Source organism: Xanthomonas sp. NCPPB 3005 (genome assembly GCF_041228095.2).
Taxonomy (GTDB): domain Bacteria; phylum Pseudomonadota; class Gammaproteobacteria; order Xanthomonadales; family Xanthomonadaceae; genus Xanthomonas_A; species Xanthomonas_A bonasiae.
In genome coordinates, this window is the sequence record NZ_CP166096.2 from 4,338,947 (window position 1) to 4,359,134 (window position 20,188).

At 71.7% G+C, this 20,188-nt stretch carries 23 protein-coding genes; 15 read left to right on the forward strand and 8 right to left on the reverse strand.

From position 1 onward, the window contains the following. Positions 1 to 30: 30 nt before the first annotated feature. Positions 31 to 1,260 (forward strand): hypothetical protein, encoded by a 1,230-nt coding sequence (locus AB8810_RS18810; RefSeq protein WP_369914513.1) that lies wholly within the window; start codon positions 31 to 33, stop codon positions 1,258 to 1,260. Positions 1,261 to 1,371: 111 nt separating this feature from the next. On the opposite strand, the gene msrA is transcribed toward AB8810_RS18810, so the two are convergent. Next, on the reverse strand, positions 1,372 to 2,022 hold the full coding sequence (gene msrA, locus AB8810_RS18815; protein ID WP_369914514.1) for a peptide-methionine (S)-S-oxide reductase MsrA: 651 nt from the start codon (positions 2,020 to 2,022) through the stop codon (positions 1,372 to 1,374). A 126-nt stretch (positions 2,023 to 2,148) separates the two neighbouring features. Further along, positions 2,149 to 2,664, reverse strand: coding sequence for an SgcJ/EcaC family oxidoreductase (locus tag AB8810_RS18820; RefSeq protein WP_369914515.1), 516 nt, complete (start codon positions 2,662 to 2,664; stop codon positions 2,149 to 2,151). A 127-nt stretch (positions 2,665 to 2,791) separates the two neighbouring features. On the opposite strand from AB8810_RS18820, the gene AB8810_RS18825 reads away from it, so the two are divergent. Genes AB8810_RS18825 through AB8810_RS18835 form a run of 3 tightly spaced genes read left to right on the forward strand, consistent with a single transcriptional unit; the run spans position 2,792 to position 5,855 of the window. Beyond that, the gene (locus tag AB8810_RS18825; RefSeq protein ID WP_369914516.1) at positions 2,792 to 3,490 is read left to right on the forward strand and encodes a response regulator transcription factor; all 699 of its coding nucleotides are present in this window, start codon (positions 2,792 to 2,794) and stop codon (positions 3,488 to 3,490) included. Then, positions 3,487 to 5,397 (forward strand): ATP-binding protein, encoded by a 1,911-nt coding sequence (locus AB8810_RS18830; RefSeq protein WP_369914517.1) that lies wholly within the window; start codon positions 3,487 to 3,489, stop codon positions 5,395 to 5,397. Before AB8810_RS18825 ends, AB8810_RS18830 begins: the two co-directional genes overlap by 4 nt. After that, positions 5,394 to 5,855, forward strand: coding sequence for a response regulator (locus AB8810_RS18835; protein WP_179568215.1), 462 nt, complete (start codon positions 5,394 to 5,396; stop codon positions 5,853 to 5,855). Before AB8810_RS18830 ends, AB8810_RS18835 begins: the two co-directional genes overlap by 4 nt. A 101-nt stretch (positions 5,856 to 5,956) precedes the next feature. Here AB8810_RS18835 and AB8810_RS18840 read toward each other — a convergent pair whose 3' ends face one another. Continuing rightward, on the reverse strand, positions 5,957 to 6,184 hold the full coding sequence (locus AB8810_RS18840) for a DUF2007 domain-containing protein (protein ID WP_010340670.1): 228 nt from the start codon (positions 6,182 to 6,184) through the stop codon (positions 5,957 to 5,959). Between the two features lie 9 nt (positions 6,185 to 6,193). Further along, positions 6,194 to 6,835, reverse strand: a complete 642-nt coding sequence (locus tag AB8810_RS18845; RefSeq protein ID WP_369914519.1) for a glutathione S-transferase family protein — start codon at positions 6,833 to 6,835, stop codon at positions 6,194 to 6,196. Between the two features lie 98 nt (positions 6,836 to 6,933). Between AB8810_RS18845 and AB8810_RS18850 the strand changes: the two genes are divergently transcribed. The 7 genes from AB8810_RS18850 to rlmM all read left to right on the forward strand — a co-directional run bounded on the left by AB8810_RS18850 (position 6,934) and on the right by rlmM (position 13,114). Further along, on the forward strand, positions 6,934 to 8,688 hold the full coding sequence (locus AB8810_RS18850; protein ID WP_369914520.1) for a glutamine--tRNA ligase/YqeY domain fusion protein: 1,755 nt from the start codon (positions 6,934 to 6,936) through the stop codon (positions 8,686 to 8,688). 143 nt (positions 8,689 to 8,831) lie between these two features. Next, on the forward strand, positions 8,832 to 9,569 hold the full coding sequence (locus AB8810_RS18855) for an AraC family transcriptional regulator (RefSeq protein ID WP_369914521.1): 738 nt from the start codon (positions 8,832 to 8,834) through the stop codon (positions 9,567 to 9,569). A gap of 70 nt (positions 9,570 to 9,639) precedes the next feature. Further along, positions 9,640 to 10,593 (forward strand): DMT family transporter, encoded by a 954-nt coding sequence (locus tag AB8810_RS18860; RefSeq protein WP_369914522.1) that lies wholly within the window; start codon positions 9,640 to 9,642, stop codon positions 10,591 to 10,593. 51 nt (positions 10,594 to 10,644) lie between these two features. Then, entirely contained in the window at positions 10,645 to 11,037 is a 393-nt protein-coding gene (locus tag AB8810_RS18865; RefSeq protein WP_369914523.1) for an STN domain-containing protein, read from the forward strand. A gap of 61 nt (positions 11,038 to 11,098) precedes the next feature. Further along, complete coding sequence (locus tag AB8810_RS18870; protein ID WP_179568227.1) at positions 11,099 to 11,479, forward strand: hypothetical protein; 381 nt, start codon at positions 11,099 to 11,101, stop codon at positions 11,477 to 11,479. After that, the gene (locus AB8810_RS18875; protein WP_179568229.1) at positions 11,479 to 12,039 is read left to right on the forward strand and encodes a nucleoside deaminase; all 561 of its coding nucleotides are present in this window, start codon (positions 11,479 to 11,481) and stop codon (positions 12,037 to 12,039) included. Before AB8810_RS18870 ends, AB8810_RS18875 begins: the two co-directional genes overlap by 1 nt. Positions 12,040 to 12,073: 34 nt before the next feature. Next, the gene (gene rlmM / locus AB8810_RS18880; RefSeq protein ID WP_179569387.1) at positions 12,074 to 13,114 is read left to right on the forward strand and encodes a 23S rRNA (cytidine(2498)-2'-O)-methyltransferase RlmM; all 1,041 of its coding nucleotides are present in this window, start codon (positions 12,074 to 12,076) and stop codon (positions 13,112 to 13,114) included. A 167-nt stretch (positions 13,115 to 13,281) separates the two neighbouring features. Here the strand turns inward: rlmM and AB8810_RS18885 are convergent, their stop codons facing one another. Then, positions 13,282 to 14,397, reverse strand: a complete 1,116-nt coding sequence (locus tag AB8810_RS18885; RefSeq protein ID WP_369914524.1) for a Gfo/Idh/MocA family protein — start codon at positions 14,395 to 14,397, stop codon at positions 13,282 to 13,284. Positions 14,398 to 14,530: 133 nt separating this feature from the next. Here AB8810_RS18885 and AB8810_RS18890 point away from each other — a divergent pair, with 133 nt between their 5' ends. From AB8810_RS18890 to AB8810_RS18905, 4 genes are all read left to right on the forward strand, one after another. Then, entirely contained in the window at positions 14,531 to 15,445 is a 915-nt protein-coding gene (locus AB8810_RS18890) for an SMP-30/gluconolactonase/LRE family protein (protein ID WP_369914525.1), read from the forward strand. A 96-nt stretch (positions 15,446 to 15,541) separates the two neighbouring features. Next, positions 15,542 to 16,264: a hypothetical protein gene (locus tag AB8810_RS18895; protein ID WP_179568235.1), complete on the forward strand. Its 723-nt coding sequence runs from the start codon at positions 15,542 to 15,544 to the stop codon at positions 16,262 to 16,264. Positions 16,265 to 16,313: 49 nt separating this feature from the next. Beyond that, positions 16,314 to 16,724 carry an EF-hand domain-containing protein gene (locus tag AB8810_RS18900; protein ID WP_191826829.1) on the forward strand — a complete coding sequence of 137 codons (411 nt, stop codon included), beginning with the start codon at positions 16,314 to 16,316 and terminating at the stop codon, positions 16,722 to 16,724. A gap of 139 nt (positions 16,725 to 16,863) precedes the next feature. After that, positions 16,864 to 17,181: a hypothetical protein gene (locus tag AB8810_RS18905; RefSeq protein ID WP_179568239.1), complete on the forward strand. Its 318-nt coding sequence runs from the start codon at positions 16,864 to 16,866 to the stop codon at positions 17,179 to 17,181. Between the two features lie 142 nt (positions 17,182 to 17,323). Here the strand turns inward: AB8810_RS18905 and AB8810_RS18910 are convergent, their stop codons facing one another. From AB8810_RS18910 to AB8810_RS18920, 3 genes are read right to left on the reverse strand one after another with little or no spacing between them, the layout of a single operon-like run. Further along, positions 17,324 to 18,502: a UbiH/UbiF family hydroxylase gene (locus AB8810_RS18910; RefSeq protein WP_369914527.1), complete on the reverse strand. Its 1,179-nt coding sequence runs from the start codon at positions 18,500 to 18,502 to the stop codon at positions 17,324 to 17,326. Further along, the gene (ubiH, locus tag AB8810_RS18915; RefSeq protein WP_369914528.1) at positions 18,499 to 19,713 is read right to left on the reverse strand and encodes a 2-octaprenyl-6-methoxyphenyl hydroxylase; all 1,215 of its coding nucleotides are present in this window, start codon (positions 19,711 to 19,713) and stop codon (positions 18,499 to 18,501) included. The genes AB8810_RS18910 and ubiH overlap by 4 nt, the downstream gene beginning before the upstream one ends. Positions 19,714 to 19,764: 51 nt before the next feature. Then, complete coding sequence (locus AB8810_RS18920) at positions 19,765 to 20,187, reverse strand: type IV pilin protein (protein WP_206230706.1); 423 nt, start codon at positions 20,185 to 20,187, stop codon at positions 19,765 to 19,767. Position 20,188: the final 1 nt, after the last annotated feature.

Below are 20,188 nucleotides of genomic sequence, written 5' to 3' on the forward strand. Positions count from 1 at the left end.
GTTGCCGCAGCGTTCACAGGGAGATTGTGCATGCGCAGATGGAGAGCGCGTCGTTTCTTTTTGCTGGCACTTGCCGCTGCCGTGGCCCCGGGCGTGGCCGCCGCGCCTGCGCCGACCCGGGTCGCGATCCTGGGCGTGGAGCACGCGGCGCAACTGGTGTCCGAGCACGACCAGCCCGGCGTCCTGGCCGCGTTCCTGGAGCAACTCGCACCGGACGCGGTGTGCATCGAGCGCCCGCCGGAGCAGGCGGCGCGCGGCGACTACTACGAGTACACCTACGAGGTGCAGGGCGTGATCCTGCCGTATGCCGCGGCGCACCCGGTCGCCCTGTGCCCGATCGACTGGATGCCGCCGGTGGAGGACGCCAAGCTCGGCTTCGGCGTGGACCTGGACACGCCATTGGAGATCCGGCGGGCGCAGGGATTCCAGGGGTTCCTGTCCTTCCCCGACAAGGCCATCCTGCACCGCGACTTTTTCGCCGCGGACGCGGCCGAAAACGTGGCCGCGGTGCGGCAGTGGGCCCAAACCCCGGCGCCGCGCGCCGATCTCGACCTGCCGCGCCGCCTGTACCTGTACCGCACCTTCCTGCAGGCCCAGCGCATCCGCGCCGCGGCGATGGCGCACCCGGGCAAGACGCTGCTGGTCGTGGTGGGCTATTTCCACAAGCCGGACCTGGAGGCGATCCTCGCCCACGATCCGTCGATTGCGCTGGTCCAGCCGTCCGCGCTGGGGCGCCCTGCGGCCGAAGCAATCGAGCGCGCCACCACCGCGGCGCACCGCGCGGCGATCCTCGCCTTCAACCTGCTCGGCACGCAGGCCGACACCGGCAACGTCGACTGGGCGTGGATGACGCGCGTCCTGGACGCCTACGCCGCCGATGCGCCCGCCGCCGAAACGGCGCTGTTGCGCATCCGCCTGGCGCTGTTGAGCGGACGCATCGCGCCGAGCGAGGCGCTGCGCCGCTACGCCCGGCTCGCCAAGGAGGCCCCCACCGACCTCGCGTTCGGCTGGACCGGGGTGCAGGACCGCACGCGGCTGGATTCCTTCTTCGATCCGTTCGGCAACCTGACGGTGCGCCAGCGCGCGTCGCTCGAACTGGCGCGGACCTGCTACGCCCTCGGCCGGAACCGCGAGGGCGACGCGGCGATCGAACGGGTCAAGGCCGAGCTGTCGCCGCGCAAGGCACTGCAACTCGCCGGCTATGCGCTGCGGCTGCGTCCCGCCGTCGCCAGCGGTCGCAGTGCAAGCGCCGCCAAATGATCGGCGTGCGCTGACGGGCGCGAGCGCGCCATTGCCGGGGGCGGCGGCAGCACGCGTCCCGCGCCCACGCCGCCAGTCCTGCCCCGCGCCGGCGGCGCGGGGGCCGGTTGCTCAGGCCTCCAGCCCCAGCGGGCAACTGACTCCAGTGCCGCCCAATCCGCAGTAGCCGCCCGGATTCTTGGCCAAGTATTGCTGGTGCTCGTCCTCGGCGTAGTAGAACGGCGGCGCCGGGAACAGGATCTCGGTGGTGATCTCGCCGTAGCCGGCCGCGCGCAGGCGCTGCTGGTAGGCGTCGCGGCTGGCGATGGCCGCGTCGTACTGCGCCTGCGTGCTGCAGTAGATCGCCGAGCGGTACTGGGTGCCGGTATCGTTGCCCTGGCGCATGCCCTGGGTCGGATCGTGGCTTTCCCAGAAGGTCTGCAGCACCTGCTCGAAGCTCAGCGCCTGCGGATCGAACACCACCAGCACCGCCTCGGTGTGGCCGGTCTGGCCGGAGCACACTTCCCGGTAGGTGGCGTTGGGCGTCTGCCCGCCGGCGTAGCCGACCGCGGTGCTGAACACCCCCGGCAGCGACCAGAACTTGCGCTCGGCGCCCCAGAAGCAGCCCAGGCCGAACTGCACCTGTTGCAGGCCGGCGAACGCGTCGCGCAGCGGGTGGCCATTGACGAAGTGGCGGTTGTGCAGCGGCAGCGGCTCCGCGCGGCCGGGCAGGCTTTCGCCTGGGCGCGGCAGGCGCTGCTTGAAGGCACCGATTCCCAACATGGCGCGGACTCCTGGCATCGAAAGGGATGCCTCCTGGATGGCGCTGCCGGCACCGGCTTTCAAGGTGCGTGCGGCGCCCTTCCGTGGCGGTGGGCCGCAACGGGCCCACGCCACGCGTCCTCCAGGTCAGTGCGCCGCGGTCTTGCTGCCGCCGTCCGCCAGTTCCGGCATGGCCGAGCTGTGGTGGTTGATGATCAGCCAGCGGCCGTCGCGCTTCTCGTAGACGAAGGTGTAGCGCGCCTGCACCTGGCGGGTGCTGCCGTCCGGATTGGTCAGGGTGAAGGTGTAGACGCCGGCATCGACCGCGCTGTCGTCGTCGAGCAGCCGCACCTGGCGGTAGTTGATGACGCCGCGCGGCTTGGCCGCCAGGAAGTGGTCGAAGTAGTCCTTGATCTCGGCGCGGCTGGCGCGGACCTGGTTGGACACGGTCGGCAGCAGCACGCCGTCGCGGGCATACAGGTCGGCGACGCGGTCGGCGTTGCCGGTGGCCAGCGCCGCGTTCCAGCGGTCGAACAGGCCGGCGATCTCGCGCTCCTCGCCCGCCGCCGGCAGCGACGGCCGGGCGTCGTAGTGCATCGCCGGCGCCGCCAGCGCGGCGGTGGCGGACAGGCTCAGGACCAGGGTGAACAGGATGCGACGCATGGTGGATCTCCGCTGTGGATGAGGGAATGCCGTCTCGGGGCGAAGCCAGTATTGGCAGCGGCGGCTTGCGCAAAATCCGCTGGGCGGCATATCCTCGAATATGCCGATCGGCATAGTGGAGAGCGTCATGCAACCCCCTCTCAATGCGGGCCAGTGGCGGCAGGCGCTGCGCCGCGAAGCGGCCGACAGCGCACGCTGGCAGGCGGTGGCCGACGCCGCCGACGCGGTGACGCGCGCCAGCGGCGCCGAGCAGGCCGGGGCCGACGCGCTGCGCCTGGCGCGGGAGCTGGTGGATGCGCCGCACGCCGCGGTACTGGCGCTGCGCGGCAGCCGCAGCCTGGTGCTGGCCAGCCATGGCGACGCGCTGCCGCCCGGCGCCAGCGTCGCCAGCGACGGCCCGGCGCTGTCCTGGCGCCTGGCCGCGCGCGCGGGCGAGGCGGCCGAGCTGTGCGTGCCGATCGCCGCGCTGGGCGCCACGCTGGGCACGCTGTGCCTGGGCTGGAATACGCGCATGGCGCCGGCGCCGGGCGACGTGCAGGCGATCGCGACCATCGCCGCGCTGCTCGCGCCGGCGGTGGCCGAACCGGCGCGCGCGCCGCGGCGCAGGAAGCCGGCGCAGCCGGACCGCCTGGGCGCGCTCAGCGCGCGCGAACGGCAGGTGCTGGCGCTGCTGCCGCGCGGCCTGACCAACGCCGGGCTGGGCGCGGAACTGGGCATTTCCGCCGGCACCGCCAAGGTCCACGTGGAGCGCATCCTGCAGAAGCTGCAGGTGTCCGATCGCACCCAGGCGGCGGTGTATGCGGTGCAGGCGGGGATGGCGCTGTGAGCGCGGCCACGCTGCGCTGGAACGACTGGCCGCTGACCCGCAAGAGCCTGGCGGTGGTCGCGCTGCCGCTGTTGCTGCTGCTGGCGGCATTGGTGGCGATCTACAGCGTGGAACGGCAGAACATCGCCGCCGAGAACGACGTGCGCCAGACCCTGGAAGTGCTCAGCGACCTGTACGAGGCGCATGCACTGCTGGCCGAGACTGCGGCCGGCGTGCGCGGCTACCGGCTGGTGCGGCAGGACGCGTTCCTGACCCCGTACCGCGACGCCGAGCCGCGCCTGCAGACCGTGGTGCAGCGCCTGGCGCAGCGCATCACCGATCCGCGGCAGGCGCAGCGCTTCGCCCGCATCCAGCCGCTGTTCGCGGAGAAGATGCAGGGCTGGCGCCGGCTGCTGGCGCCGGACCTGAGCCGCGAGGAAGAGATCCGCCAGCTCAGCGAAGGCAAGGTCAAGCTCGACATCCTGCGCGCCGAACTGCGCGAACTGCGCAACTACGAGACCGCGCAGTTGCAGGTCCGCACCGCCAAGGCGCAGGCGCTGCGCCAGCGCAACCTGCTGATCACCCTGTGCGCGGCGATGCTCGGCGGACTCGGCGCGGTGTTCGCGGTGGCCTGGTTCGCCTCCTCGCTGTCGCGGCGGCTGCGCGTGCTCTCCGCCAATGCCGACCGCCTGGGCGAAGGCCTGCCGCTGGCGCCGCAACTGCGCACCGGCGACGAACTGGGCCAGGTCGCGCAACGCCTGGACCAGGCCAGCACCCTGCTCGCCGCGCGTGCCGCCGAAGCGCAGTCGGCGCGGCGCGAGGCCGAGGCCGCCAACCGCGCCAAGACCGAGTTCCTGTCGCGCAGCAGCCACGAGCTGCGCACCCCGCTCAACGCCATCCTCGGCTATGCGCAGGTGCTGGAGATGGACCTGCCCGGCGCCGCGCAGCGCGGCCAGCTGCAGCACATCCTCGGCGCCGGGCGGCACCTGCTCGGGCTGATCACCGAGCTGCTGGACATCGCCCGCATCGAGGCCGACCAGCTCGACCTGAGCCCGCAGCCGGTCCCGGTGCGCGCGGCGATCGAGGAAGCGCTGGGCCTGGTCGCGCCCGAGGCGAAGACCCGCGGCATCGCCCTGCAACCGCTGCAGGTCCCGCCCGCCTGGACCGTGCGCGCCGATCCGCAGCGCCTGCGCCAGGTGCTGATCAACCTGCTGTCGAACGCGATCAAGTTCAACCGCCCCGGCGGCGCGGTGCGGGTGAGCGCCGAGCAGCAGGGCGAGTTCCTGTGCATCGCCGTGCACGACCAGGGCCACGGCCTGTCGGCCGAGCAGGTGCAGCGCCTGTTCACCCCGTTCGAGCGGCTCGGCGCGGAGCGCTCGGCGATCGAAGGCACCGGCCTGGGCCTGGCGTTGAGCAAGCGCCTGACCGAAGCGATGGGCGGGCGCATCGTGGTGGAAAGCAGCCCGGAGGGTTCGCGGTTCTGGATCGCGCTGCCGCTGGACCGGCCCGCCGACGCGCCGGCACCGCACCCGGCGATCGCCGCGACCGCGGCCGGCGATGGCCAGCGCAGCGTGCTCAGCGTCGAGGACAATCCCTCCAACCAGGCGCTGATCCGCACCCTGGCCGAGCGCCGACCGCACTGGCGCCTGCACGAGGCGGCGACGCTGGCGCAGGCGCGCGCGCAGGTGCAACAGGCCCGCCCCGACCTGATCCTGCTCGACCTGCACCTGAGCGACGGCAACGGCGAGGACCTGCTGCGGCAACTGCGCGCGCAGCCGCACACCGCGGCGATCCCGGTGGTGGTGGTCAGCGCCGACGCGACGCCCGCCACGCTGGCGCGGGTGCAGGGCGACAACGTGCGCGCCTACCTGACCAAACCGCTGGACGTGGCCGAATTCTTCACCGTTCTGGACCGACACCTCGCATGACCCGCAACGATGTCCTCGCCTCGCGCATCCTGATCGTCGACGACGAACCGGCGAACGTCCGCCTGCTCGAAGACCTGCTGCAGCGCGAAGGCTTCCAGCAGGTGGTGGCGACCACCGATCCGCAACGCGTGCTGGGCCTGGTCTCGGCGTTCGCGCCGGACCTGATCCTGCTCGACCTGATGATGCCAGAGCTGGACGGCTACGCGATCCTGGAACAGCTGTCGCGGCTGGCCGGCGCGTCCAGCTTCCTGCCGGTGATCGTGCTCACCGCCGACCCCAGCCGCAGCGCGCGCCACCGCGCGCTCGGCCTGGGCGCCAAGGACTTCCTGACCAAGCCGCTGGACACCTTCGAAGTCGCGCTGCGGGTCTGGAACGTCGCCGAGACCACCGTGCTGTTCAAGCGCCTGCGCGCCCTGGCCGATCCGGAAGCCGCCCCACCAGGCTGGCGCGCCGATTGAATTGAAGGCCGGGATTGGGGATTCGGGATTCGGGATTCGCAAGAGCCGCACGCCCGCTTTTTCGAATCCCGAATCCCCAATCCCCAATCCCGGCCTCCCAGCTACATCGCCCGCGTGACCTGGCCGCCCAGGCCCAGTGCCGTCAGCACTTCCTGCGCCTTCTCCAGCAGTTCGTCGGCCACGCAGACCTGCACCACGCCGAACGGCAGTTCGCCGGCGCCGCCGAGCAGCGCCTCGCCGAACACGAACGCGGTGATGCCGGCATCCTCCAGCGCGTGCTTGGCCAGGTGCGCATCGATCAGGTGCTGGGCACGATAGGCGATCTGCATGGCCTGCCCTCAGCCGCGCACGGCGACTTCGGCGGCCGCGCCAGCGCGCCATTCGCGCATCGCCGGCAAGGCCTCCAGCGCCGCCATGTACTGCGCGGCCTGCGCCGGCACCGCCACCCCGTAGCCGGCGAAACGCACCGCCACCGGCGCGAACATCGCATCGACGATGCCGAAGTCGCCGCACAGGAACGCCCCGCCGCCGCCCTGGGTCTCGCGCAGCGTCGCCCACAGCTGCACGATGCGCGCGATGTCGGCCCGCGCCTCGGCGTCCCAGTGCTCGCCGTCGGGCTGGCGGCAGGCCTGCATCGGCAGCTGCCGGCGCAGCGCCAGGAACCCGGAATGCATCTCGCAGGCCGCTGCCCGCGCCTGCGCGCGCACCTCCAGCGCCGCAGGCCAGCCGCGGCCGCCCAGCCAGCGCTCGTTGGCGTACTCGCAGATCGCGAGCGAATCCCAGATCTGCAACTCGCCGTCCCACAGCGCCGGCACCCGCCCAGTCGGCGAGTAGGCGCCGATGCGCGCGGCGAACTCGGGCGTGTCCAGCGGCAGCGGCACTTCCTCGAACGGCACCGCGAAGTGCCGCAGCAGCAGCCACGGCCGCAGCGACCACGAGGACAGGTTCTTGTCGCCGATGACCAGACGGGGCAGCGGCATGGCGCGATCTCGGGGATGGGCGGACCCGCAGCGTACGCGGCGGGGCGGCCAGCGGCCAGCTCGGCTAAACTTGCGCTTTACTTTCTGCTGAAGCGCGCATGTCCGAGACCCCCGCCACCGACGCCACCGCCCCGGCCGAGAAGAAAGACTTCATCCGCCAGATCGTCCGCGAGGACCTGGCCAGCGGCAAGCACGCGGCCATCCGCACCCGCTTCCCGCCCGAGCCCAACGGCTACCTGCACATCGGCCACGCCAAGGCGATCTGCCTGGATTTCGGCATCGCCGCCGAGTTCGCCGGGCGCTGCAACCTGCGCTTCGACGACACCAATCCGGCCAAGGAAGACCCCGAGTTCGTCGCCGCGATCCAGGACGACGTGCGCTGGCTGGGCTTCGACTGGGCCGAGCTGCGCCACGCCTCGGACTACTTCGAGGTGTACTACCTGGCTGCCGAGAAGCTGATCCGCGATGGCCACGCCTTCGTCTGCGATCTCTCCGCCGAGCAGGTGCGCGAATACCGCGGCACGCTCACCGAACCTGGCCGCAACTCGCCCTACCGCGAGCGCAGCGTCGAGGAGAACCTGGACCTGTTCCGGCGCATGCGCGCCGGCGAGTTCCCCGACGGCGCGCGCACCCTGCGCGCGAAGATCGACATGGCCAGCGGCAACATCAACCTGCGCGACCCGGCGCTGTACCGGATCAAGCACGTCGAGCACCAGAACACCGGCAACGCCTGGCCGATCTACCCGATGTACGACTTCGCGCACTCGCTGGGCGACGCGGTGGAAGGCATCACCCACTCGCTGTGCACGCTGGAATTCGAGGACCACCGCCCGCTGTACGACTGGTGCGTGGACAAGGTCGACCTGGCCGGCCATCCCGAGCTGCTGCAGCCGCTGCTGGACAAGGGCCTGCCGCGCGAGGCCGCCAAGCCGCGGCAGATCGAGTTCTCGCGCCTGAACATCAACTACACGGTGATGAGCAAGCGCAAGCTGACCCAACTGGTGGCCGAGCAGTTGGTCGACGGCTGGGACGACCCGCGCATGTACACCCTGCAGGGCCTGCGCCGGCGCGGCTACACGCCGGCGGCGCTGCGCCTGCTGGTGGACCGGGTCGGCATCAGCAAGCAGAACTCGGTGATCGACTTCTCGGTGCTGGAAGGCTGCCTGCGCGAGGACCTGGATGCCGCCGCGCCGCGGCGCATGGCGGTGATCGACCCGCTCAAGCTGGTGCTGGGCAATCTGCCGGAAGGCCACAGCGAGACGCTGAGCTTCTCCAACCATCCCAAGGACGAATCCTTCGGCACGCGCGAGGTGCCGTTCTCGCGCGAACTGTGGATCGAGCGCGAGGATTTCGCCGAAGTCCCGCCCAAGGGCTGGAAGCGGCTGGTGCCGGGCGGCGAAGTGCGCCTGCGCGGTGCCGGCATCGCCCGCGTCGACGAGGTGATCAAGAACGATGCCGGCGAGATCGTCGAGCTGCGCGGCTGGCTGGATCCGGAGTCGCGTCCCGGCATGGAAGGCGCCAACCGCAAGGTCAAGGGCACCATCCACTGGGTCAGCGCGGCGCATGCGCTGGAGGCTGAAATCCGCCTGTACGACCGCCTGTTCTCGGTGGAGAAGCCCGACAACGAATCCGACGGCAAGACCTACCGCGACCACCTCAACCCGGCCTCCAAGCGCAGCGTGCGTGGCTACGTGGAGCCGGCCGCCGCGCAGGCCGCGCCGGAGCAGGCGTTCCAGTTCGAGCGCAGCGGCTACTTCGTCGCCGATCGCTACGACCACAGTGCGGCCACGCCGGTGTTCAACCGCAGCGTGACCCTGCGCGACACCTGGACCGGTGGCCAGGGCGCAGCCTGACCCGATCGCGCCGCGCCACCGGCGCGGTTTCCGGCATGCGCTGCGCTGCCTGAGCGCATGCCGTGCCGCCATGGCCGCCCCGGCGCCACGGTCGCCAGCGTCGCGCTTTCCAACGGCATTGCCGGCGCGTTAGCGTAGCGTCCATGTCGCCCGCCCCCACCCTGAGCCTGCGCAGCTACGGCCGCGACGGCCATGCCCACCAGCACGCACACGTGCAGATCGTGTTGCCGCTGCAGGGCGAACTGGAAATCGAGGTGGGCGGACGCGGCAGCCGCCTGGATGCGTTCCGCGCGGCCGTCGTCGCACCGCACACCTCGCACGCGCAGTCGGCACAAGGCGACAACCGCTTCCTAGTGCTGGACTGCGATGCGGCCGCGTTCGACGACCACGCACTCGAACGCCTGCAGCGCGCGCCCTTCCTCGACCTGCCGCCGCAACTGCAACGCCTGTTGGCCTCGCTCGACCCCGTGCAGCCCGGCACCGGCGCTGCGGCCTGCGCAGCGCTGGCGCTGCGCCAGCTGCGCACGCAGCGCCGCGCATGGGTGCGGCTGCAGGAACTGTGCCTGCGCATCGAGGACGCCCCGGGCCAGCCGTGGCCGGTGGAACGCATGGCGCAGGCCGCGCACCTGAGCGTGAGCCGCCTGCATGCGCTGTTCCGCGAAGCGCTGGGGCGCACGCCGCAGGCATGGCTGTCGGCACGGCGGCTGGACTGGGTGCGGCGGCAACTGGCGTATGGCGAGCGCCCGATCGCGCAACTGGCGCTGGACAGCGGCTATGCCGACCAGAGCGCGCTGACCCGCGCGCTGCGGCGCCAGACCGGACACACGCCTGCCGCCTATCGCCGACGCCATCGGGCGGCCACCGTGGCGCCGGACCAGTAGCCTGGGACAAGCCGGGGCGGCACGCGCAGGCCATGCTGGCGCACTACGCAACGAAGCAACAGGACACGGCATGCGCAAGCGTTTGTGGGCGGGAGTGGGCAGCGGCGTGGCGGCCGGCGCGTTGTGGGGACTGGTGTTCCTGGCGCCGCAATTGCTGGCCGGGTTCTCGCCGCTGCAGCTGTCGGTGTCGCGCTACCTGGCCTACGGCGCGGTCGCCGCGCTGCTGCTCGCGCCGCGCTGGCGCGCCGCCACCGCGGCGCTCGGGGCGCCGGAATGGTGGGCGCTGCTGCGGCTGAGCCTGCTCGGCAACATCTTCTACTACGTGTTGCTGGGCAGCGCGGTGCAATGGGCCGGCGGCGCGGCCACGGCCCTGATCATCGGCCTGCTGCCGGCGGTGGTCACCGTGCTCGGTTCGCGCGCGGCCGGCGCGATGCGGTTGCGCCGGCTGGCCGCGCCATGCGCGCTGTGCGTGCTCGGCGTGGCGCTGGTCGCGGCACAGACGCTCGACGCCGCGCACCCGGCGCAGACCAGCGTGGGCACGCGCGCGGCCGGGCTGGCGTGCGCGGTCGGCGCGCTGGCGTGCTGGGCGGCGTATTCGGTCAAGAACGCCGGCTGGCTCGCGCGCCGGCCCGAGATCTCCGGGCGCGACTGGTCGATGCTGACCGGCGTGGTCACCGGCGCATTGGCGCTGACCCTGGCGATCCCCGCGTTCGCGTTCGGCCACGGCCATGCGGCGGCGGACTGGGCGCGGTTCTGGGGCGTGGCGATCGTGCTGGGCGTGTTCGCCTCGGTGATCGGCAATGCCTGCTGGAATCACGCCAGCCGGCTGCTGCCGCTGACCCTGGTCGGGCAGATGATCGTGTTCGAAACCGTCTTCGCGCTGCTCTACGGTTTCCTGTGGGAGGCGCGCTGGCCCACCCCGCTGGAGACCCTGGCGATCGCCTGCCTGCTGGTGGGCGTGCTGGGGTGCGCCTGGCTGCACGCGCCTGCGCCGGTGCGCAAGCCGGATGCAACCTTGGGTTAAGGCACGCCGCCTAGACTTCACGCGTCGTCCCCAGCACCAGGAAATCCCGCCATGTCCGCTGCGTTGCGCACCTCCTGCATCAGCCTTGCGTTGCTCGCCCTGCTCGCCGGGTGCGACATGGCACCGTCTTCCGCTCCCTCGCAAGCCGCCGCGACGCCCGCACCCGCGCCGGTATCTGCGCCTCCAGCGGCGCAAGGCAAGTGCGACGCCGTGCCCGACCACGATTACGACATGCCGGCCGCACGCTTCGACGAAACCGCACAGCAGCTGGCGCATGCCACCGGTTGCGGCATCGTCTATGACGACCAGTCGCTGTCGCCGGTGCAGGTCAATGCGGTGAAGGGCCGGATCAGCATCCGCCAGGCGATCCACCAGGCCATCGACGGCACCGCGCTCCAGGTCAAGCAGGAAACCGCCGATACGATCGCCGTCGGCCACCGCTGAGTTGCCGGCGCCGCGGCCATGCGCGTTAGGATGGCAGCGGTCTCTCGCACGGAAGGTCGCCATGTCCACTCGTCTTGCGCTGTTGCTGTGCTGCCTGTGCCTGTTCGCCGGCACCCTCGTCTTCAGCGGCTGCGCGCGCAGCGAAGGCGCCAAGCCCGCCGCGCCCGGTTTGCCGGTGAAGGTGGACACCAGTTGCCGCAGCGACGCCGACTGCGCGGTCAAGGACGTCGGCAACTGCTGCGGCGCGATGCCGGCCTGCGTCAACCGCGACAGCCCCACCGATCCGCAGGGCGTGATGGCGCAATGCCAGGCCAGCGGCCGCATGAGCGTGTGCGGCTCGCGCGCGATCAGCGGCTGCCAGTGCGTGGCCGGGCAATGCAGCGCCAAGGGCGCGCAAGCCGATACACTGCGCGACCCCCAGCCTGCCGAACCCGTCCGCTGATGCTCTACGCGCAAGTCCACCTCACCCTGCCCGCCTGGATCCACGAGGCGGTCGATCCGCAGGCGGTCTATCCCGGCGATGCCGACAAGGTGGCGCTGGCGGTGGAACTGTCGCGGCTGAACGTGGATGCCGGCAGCGGCGGTCCGTTCGGCGCGGCGGTGTTCGGCCCGGACCACCGCATCATCTCGGTCGGCGTGAACCGGGTGGTGCCGCAGACCACGTCGCTGGCGCACGCCGAGAACATGGCCTACATGCTCGCGCAGCAGCGCCTGCAGACGCCGCGGCTGAACGCGGCGCTGTCGCCGGTGACCCTGGCGACCTCGGCGCAGCCGTGCTGCCAGTGCTACGGCGCCACCATCTGGGCCGGCATCGACCGCCTGCTGATCGGCGCCAGCGCCGAGGACGTGATGGCGCTGACCCCGTTCGACGAAGGCCCGCTGCCAGCGGACTGGATCGGCGAACTGGAGCGCCGCGGCATCGAGGTGGTGCGCGGCCTGCATCGCGACGCCGCCTGCGCGGTGTTGCGCCGCTACGGCGAGCTCGACAGCCCCCGCTACTGACCGCCGCCCGGCGAAGGCTTCCTCCATGTCCTCCCTGAACGGCCTGCTGTGCTACTGCCGGCAAGGCTTCGAGCCCGAACTGGCGGCCGAACTGAACGATCGCGCCGCGCGCGCCGACCTGCCGGCCTACGCGCGCACCGAACGCAACAGCGGCTACGCGCTGCTGGTCTGCGAGACCGCCTTGCCGCCGCGCGCGTTGCCGTGGCGCGGGCTGATCTTCGCGCGGCAGAAACTGCGCCTGCTGGCCGAACTGCGCGAGCTGGATCCGGCCGACCGGATCGCACCGATGCTGCAGGCGCTGGCCGGGCACAGCCGCTTCGGCGACCTGTGGGTGGAGCACCCGGATTCGGACGAAGGCAAGCAGCTGTCCGGGCTGGCGCGCAGCTTCGGCAATGCGCTGCGTCCGGCGCTGCGCAAGGCCGGCCTGCTCAGCGACAAGCCGCAGCCGAAGCTGCCGCGCCTGCACGTGTGCTTCCTCGCCGGCACCCACGCCTTGCTGGCCGTCGCCGACAGCGACGACAGCGCGCCGTGGCCGCTGGGCATTCCGCGCCTGAAGCTGCTGTCGGAGGCGCCCTCGCGCTCGGCGCTGAAACTGGAAGAAGCACTGCTGGCGCTGCTGGCGCCGGAGGAGCGCGAAGCGCTGCTCAAGCCCGGCATGCGCGCCGCCGACCTGGGCGCCGCGCCTGGCGGCTGGACCTGGGTGCTGACCCGCCAGCACCTGCACGTGACCAGCGTCGACAACGGCCCGCTGCGCCAGCACGTGCTCGACAGCGGCCTGGTCGATCACCTGCGCGCCGACGGCTTCCACTGGAAGCCGCCGCAGGCGCTGGACTGGATGGTCTGCGACATGGTCGAACAGCCGCGCCGCGTCGCCGAACGCATGGGCACCTGGTTCCGCGAAGGCTGGTGCCGGCACGCGATCTTCAACCTCAAGCTGCCGATGAAGAAGCGCTGGGACGAGACCCAGCTGTGCCTGGACCTGTTCGCCGAACGCGCCGAGCGCCCGCTGCAGATCCGCGCCAAGCAGCTCTACCACGACCGCGAAGAGATCACCGTGCTGGCGATGCCGGCCTGACGTTGCGGGCGCCCACTGCGCCCGCCAACAGCGTCTCCTGTAGGAGCGGCTTCAGCCGCGACAGGATCTCGCCGGCAACGCCCGGTCGCGGCTGAAGCCGCTCCTGCAGGAAATCGAAGCAAGCGTACCCAACGTCGCGCGGCCGTGGCCCCGCAACCACCGCACCGCTACAGCACGATCCGCTTGCCACCCTCGCGCGCCGAACGCTGGATCGCGTCGATCACGCGCATGTCGCGCAGGCCTTCCTCGCCCGGTGCGCGCAGCGGCGTGCCGTCGAGGATCGCCAGCGCGTCCTCGTCCATCTGCAGCGCCTGCTGGTGGCGCACCTTCGCGTCGAACACGCGGCCGTCGCTGGCGCTGCCGCGGATGCCGTCGTAGCTCTGGAACGGCGCCAGTTCGTACCAGCCGCGCTCGCACTCGGCGCGCAGCCGGTTCATGCTGCGGCCGAAGCTGGTGGCGCAGTCGGCGAGCACTTCGTGCGGGAATTCCAGCTTGAACTGCATGTGTTCGTCGACCTCGTCGAACAGCGCCGGCCGGTCGGTGGAACGGTGCGCGCTGACCGCCAGCGGTTCGGCGCCGACCGTGTAGCGCGCCGCATTGAGCGAATACACGCCCATGTCGTACATCGCGCCGCCGCCGAACTGCGCGCGCAGCCGCCACGGCCGCTGCGCCGGATCGGTGTCGCCGTAGCCGTTGTAGCCGGCCTCGGCGCGCACCGTGCGCAGCGCGCCGAACGGGCGCTCGCCGGCCAGCGCGATGATCCGCCGCGTGTTCGGCTCGTGCTGCATGCGGTAGCCGATGCTCAGCCGCACCTTGTTGCGCGCGCAGGCGGCGATCATCGACTGCGCCTCGTCGGCATGCATCGCCATCGGCTTCTCGCACCACACGTGCTTGCCTGCGGCGGCCGCACGCAGGCTCAGCGGCGCGTGCAGAGAGGTCGGCGTGACCACATAGACCACGTCGATGTCCGGGTTGTCGGCGATGCGCTCCAGGTCGTCGTAGCTGTAGACGTTGCGATCGGGAATGCGGTAGCGCGATTGCCACTGCGGAATCTTGTGCGGCGAGCCGGTGACGATGCCGGCCAGCCGGCAGTGCCTGGTCAGCGCCAGGCCAGGCGCCAGGCGCTCGGTGGCATAGCTGCCCAGCCCCACCAACGCCACCCCCAGCGGTTTCTTCGGCTTGCCGCGCGGGGCCGCCAACAACGGCGATCCCAACAGGCCTGCGCCCGCGGCGGACAACCCGGCGAGCAGCACACGGCGACGATTCGGCGAGGACAGCGACATGCGGATCTCCCTGGCGGCCGGACACGGACCGCCCGAACCTTAACGCATCCAGCGCCCGGCGTTGTGAGCGCCATCCCGGCGCCGCCGGCACCTCTGGCACACTGCCCGGCCCTGCACCGCTTCGGGTCTGTCCATGTCCATTCGCCTGCCGTTTCCCGCCGCTGCCGGCGTTGCGCTGCTGCTCGCCTGCACCGCGGCCTCCGCAGCGAACGCCGACCTGTTCCGCGCCCGCGACCTGATCGGCGACGGCGTGTTCACCCACGGCATCGAAGGCCCGGCGAGCGGCCCGGACGGCGCGCTGTACGCGGTCAACTTCGGCCACGAGGGCAGTATCGGCCGGGTCAGCGTCGCCGCCGATGGCCGCGCGCAGGCGGCGTTGTTCGTGGACCTGCCCGCGGGCAGCATCGGCAACGGCATCCGTTTCGACCGTGCGGGGCGCATGTACGTGGCCGACTACGCCCAGCACCGCATCCTGCGCATCGCACTGACCAGCAAGCGCATCGAGGTCTATGCCACGCTGCCCGGCGCGTTCCAGCCCAACGACATCGCCATCGCCCCGGACGGCACCCTGTACGCCAGCGATCCGGACTGGAAAGGCAACGGCGGCCAGCTGTGGCGCATCGACCGCGACCGCAGCGCGCACCTGATCGAGACCGGCATGGGCACCACCAACGGCATCGAGGTCAGCCCCGACGGCAAGCGCCTGTACGTCAACGAGAGCGTGCAGCGCAAGCTATGGGTCTACGACCGCGCCGGCGACGGCACGCTGTCGAACAAGCTCCTGCTGCTGACGTTCCCCGATTTCGGCCTGGACGGCATGCGCTGCGACGCCGACGGCAATCTGTACCTGGCCCGCTACGACGCCGGCAAGGTGCTGGTGCTCGATCCCGCCGGCAGGATCCTGCACGAGATCGCCACCAAGGGCGCCAAGCCCACCAACGTGGCTTTCGGCGGCAAGGACGGACGCGACGTGTACGTGACCCTGCAGGACCGCGGCGCGATCGAGACCTTCCGCAGCGATCGCCGCGGGCGCGAATACGGGCGTTAGTCCATACAATGGCGCTGGGATGCGCATCGCATCGCGGTCTCAGTCCGCGCAATCGGCGTCGGGCATCCTGCCTGCACTGACTGGAGAGCCGCGCACATGCAGCCGATCGAACTGAAAGACCCGGCCGGCTTCGCCGACGAATTCCTGCGCCTGACCCTGTTGCAGGGGTTCCAGTCGCTGACCAAGCGCGACCTGGAGTTGCTGATCTTCGTGCTGCTGGAACGCGACGGCGCGATCTCGCGCAGCGACTCCAACAACGCGGTGGCGCTGCGCCTGCGGGTGACCCCGGCCAAGGTGAAGGGCCTGCGCCGCGACGGCTATGCGCGCTGGCGCGCGCTGGTGCCCGAAGACGGCGACGCAGCCCTGGAGCGCATCGTGGCGACGGTGCTCACCGAAGACAATCTGCGCGCCGGGGCCAAGCACGTCAGCGAACGCAGCAAGAAGGAAGGCTTCCTGGCGATCCGCATCGAGCATCCGGACGACCAGCAGCGCTTCGAGCAGGCCATCGTCGATGTGGGTGCGATGCCGGTGTACGAGCGTAACCGCGACGTGGTCGCGGTGCGCTTCGACACCTTGCTGAAGATCGCCGAGCGCTGGGGCTACCTGCAACCGGAACCGGAGAAGGTGGTGCGCGAGCTGGAAAAGCTCACCCCGACCGCCGAGGAAGTGGCGGACCTGTTGAAGAAGGACGTGGGCAAGCTACGCTGGGAGGACGTGCGCCGCGCGCTCAACAGCCTCGGCGCCAAGGCCATCGCCAGCACCGCCGAGGGCGGGCTGAAGGGATTGCTGAAACTGGCGTTCCCGTTCATCCCTGGCTGAGCCTGCCCGCGCCGTCCCATCATTCGAACCATCGGAGTCCGTTGTGTCCATGCACTGCCGTTCGTCCCTCGCCGCCTTTCTGCTGGCCGCCGCCATTGTCCCGGCCGCCGCGCAGAACCTCAACCCGACCTCGAGCGTCGTCACCGAGCCGTTGCGCGACGTGCCGGCGAGCATCGTGCAGGCGCAGCCACTGAGCAGCGGCGAGGTGACCCACCAGGTGCGGCTCGAGGTCCCGCATGGCCAGGCGCCGGTCACCGTGCGCACGGTCCAGCCCGACACCGTCGCCGGCAACTACCGCATCGACTTCGACGCGCTGGACAGCGACCACGACGGCTACATCAGCCGCAGCGAAGCGCAGGCCAACCCGGCGCTGGCCGACGAATTCGATTCGCTGGATCCGCAACGGCGCGGGCGCCTGAGCCGCGAGCAGCTGGCCGGTTGGTTGCTGCCGCCGTCGTAAGCGGCGACCGCGGCGGCGGCGAGTGGAAACCGGCGCTAAACGCCTTCGGTGGACATGCGTGGCGAGGCGCTTTTTTCAAATCCGCTTAATTTCGCCAGGCCTATGTTCATGGCTCCTTTCCCACCACAGGAGTCGTGCCATGAAATCTGTCGTTGCTCCACTCTTTCCCCTCGCGCTCGGCCTACTGAGCATCCCGACGCTGGCACTGGCCCAGTCCGGCGGCAATAGCGTCACCCTGCAGGACAAGGGCCAGACCGTGCAGGTCACGTCGGTCGAACCGAACTCGATCGTCGGCCAGTACCGCATCGACTTTTCCGCCCTCGACAAGAACCACGACGGCTATATCAGCCGCGCCGAGGCCAAGGCCGACCCGACCCTGGCGGCGGAGTTCGACGCGGTGGACGCGCATCACCGCGGCCGCCTCAGCAAGCAAGACCTGAAGGGCTGGATCCAGTGACCGTTGCAACCGCCGGCGCAGCAGCGCCGGCGGGACGCCACACCGCGCATGCGACACCGACCAGGCCGTGCCTGGCGCGCGTCGCTCCAGGTGCGCCAATCGCACGGCACTGGCGCTAGCGCGCAGCGCCCGGTGCGCCGCGCTACACCCCCGAAGCGCGCTTCCAGAACCCGTGCATCAGCAGCGGCAGCTTGCCGGCCAGGCCCAGCAGCGGGCCGCGCAGCAGGGTCAGATGCATCTCGTCGTTGGAAAACACCCGGTTGATCGCATCGAAGCCGTAGGCGGCCACGGTGTTGTCGCTGCGGCGGCCGCGCGCCCAGCGCGCCAGCCGGTGCGGCGCCGACCAGTCGACCCGCCGCGCCTGCGCCTGGCGCACCTGCGCGGCCAGCGCGGCGACGTCGCGCAGGCCGAGGTTGACGCCCTGCCCGGCCAGCGGATGCACCACGTGCGCGGCATCGCCCAGCACCAGCAGGCGGCCGCGGTGGTAGTCCTCTACCAGTTGCCGGCGCAGCGGGAAACCGAGCCGCGGCGACAGGGCGCGCACCGCGCCCAGCCGCGCGCCGAAGGCCTGGGTCAGCTCGGCGCCGAACGCGGCGGCGTCCAGCGCCAGCACCCGCGCCGCCTCGGCCTCGGGCAGCGTCCACACGATCGAACTGCGGCCGTCGGCGAACGGCAGGAACGCCAGCGGGCCGCCGGGCAGGAAGCGCTGCCAGGCGGTGTCCTGGTGCGCCACTTCGGTGTGCACGAAGGCGACCACGCCGCGCTGGCCGTAGTCGTGCGCCGGCGCGTCCAGTCCGGCCAGGCCGCGCAGCGTGGAATCGGCGCCGTCGGCGGCGATCGCCAGGCGCGCGTCGAGCCGGCTGCCGTCGTCCAGGCGCAGGCGCACGCGCTCCTCCGCCAGTTCCACCGCCTCGACCCGCGCCGGACAGTGCAGTTGCACTCCGGCCGCCGGCAGCGCCGCCCACAGTTGTTCGACCAGCAACGCATGCTCGACGATCCAGCCCAACTGATCGCGGCCCAGCGCATCGGCATCGAAGTCCAGCTCGCCGCCGCCACCGGCATCCCACACGCGCATGCGCCGGTAGGCCTGTGCGCGCCGCGCCAGCACCTGCGGCCACACGCCCAGCGCCTGCAGCAGCGCGGCGTTGTCCGGGGCGAACGCGTACACGCGCAGGTCCGGCTCGGCCGGCGACCAGCGCGGCGGCTCGCGGCCCTCCACCAGGGCCACCGCCAGGCCTTCGGCGGCCAGCGCCAATGCGCAGGCGGCGCCGACCACGCCGCCGCCGACCACCACCACGTCCAGCACGCCGCGCCGGCTCATGCCGTCGCCTCCCGGCACAGCTGCGGCACTTCGCCGCGGAAGCCCATCGCGCCGCCGACCAGGAACGACTGCAGCGGCGCGGCCTGCGCGGCCGCCAGCAGGCCCAGGCTGCGCAGCGGGCGCAGCAGCGGCGCAGGGTTGGCGGTCAGCCGCGCCAGCCCGCCGGAGAAGGTCACGGTGCGCTGGCGGTCCTGTTCGCGGCGCTGCGCGTAGTGCTGCAGCAGCGCCGGCGCGCCCGGATCGGCGCGGTCGCGCTCGATCAGTTCGGCCAGGGTCAGCGCGTCGCGCAGGCCCAGGTTGAAGCCCTGCGCACCCAGCGGGTGCAGGGTCTGCGCGGCGTTGCCGAGCAGCACCGCGCGCGCATCGGTCAGGCGCCCGGCCAGCACCTGCACGATCGGGTAGGCGCTGCGCTCGCCACTGCCCAGCAGGCGGCCGACGCGCCAGCCCAACGCCTCCTGCAGGCGCTGCAGCCAGGCGGCCTCGTCGAGCGCGGCCACCGCGTCGGCCTGCTCGGCGGCGACCGCATGGATCGCGCCGTAGTGGCGGTCGCCGCGCGGCAGCAGCGCGGTCGGGCCGTCGTCGCGGAACCGCTCGTAGGCGGTGCCATCGGGCTGGCGGCTGCCGCGCACCCGCGCCACGAACAGGGTCTGGCCGAAATCGTGACGGGCAGCCTCGATGCCCAGCGCGCCGCGCACCGCGCTGGCGCTGCCGTCGGCGCCGACCAGCAGGCGCGCCTGCAGCACCTGGGTGGCGCCGTCCTGGGCGATGCGCACGGAGCGCAGCGCCGCATCCTCGCCAGCCTCCAGCGCCAGGAACTGCGCCGGCCGGTAACGGCTGACATGGGTCGCCTCGGCCAATCGCGCCTCCAGCGCCTCGCCGAAGTCGCGCGCCACCACCACCTGCCCGAACGCCTCGCGCCCATAGTCGGCCGCGTCCAGCCGCACCCGGCCGAAATCGCCTTCGCGGCTGACGTGGATGCGCCGGATCGGGCCGGTCGGCGTGCGCAGCCGCTGCATCACCCCGAGCGCCCCCAGCGCGTTGACCGTGGCCGCGGCGAAGCTGAGGTTGCGCTGGTCGAACACCGGCGGCAGCGCGCCCGGCGGCGCGGCCTCGATCAGCCCCACGTCCACGCCCAGGCGGTCCAGCGCGATGGCCAGGCTGGCGCCGACCAGGCCGCCGCCGACGATCACTACGTCATGTCGTTTGCTCATCCGGCCATGATACGACCGCCGCCGTCAGACCACGAACACGCCGCCGTTGCGCTACCAGCAACTGCCGGCACCGGCGCTGCCGGTCGCGCTGCGCGTCCCGGTCTGGTCGATGCCCAGCGCGGCGCAGGCGGTATCGGCGACGGCCTGGCCGGCGAGCGGGGTGGCGACGATCTTGAACGCGGTGGCGCTGGGCGTGCCGCTGAAGGCGACGCTGTAGAAATTGGAGACCGCTTCGCACTGCGCCGGATCCGGCGCGTCGGCATAGGTCATATTGGTGGTGTAGTAGCGCTCCATGAACTGGGCACGCTCCTGCAGGCAGGCCGCCGCCGTGCGCCGCCGCGACGTGACAATCGAAGCGGTGTAACTGGCATAGGCGATCGCCGCCAGTATCCCGATCACCGCGACCACGATCATCAGTTCGATCAGGGTGAAACCGGCGATCCGCCGCCGCTGGGGGTGCCGCTGGCGCTGCATG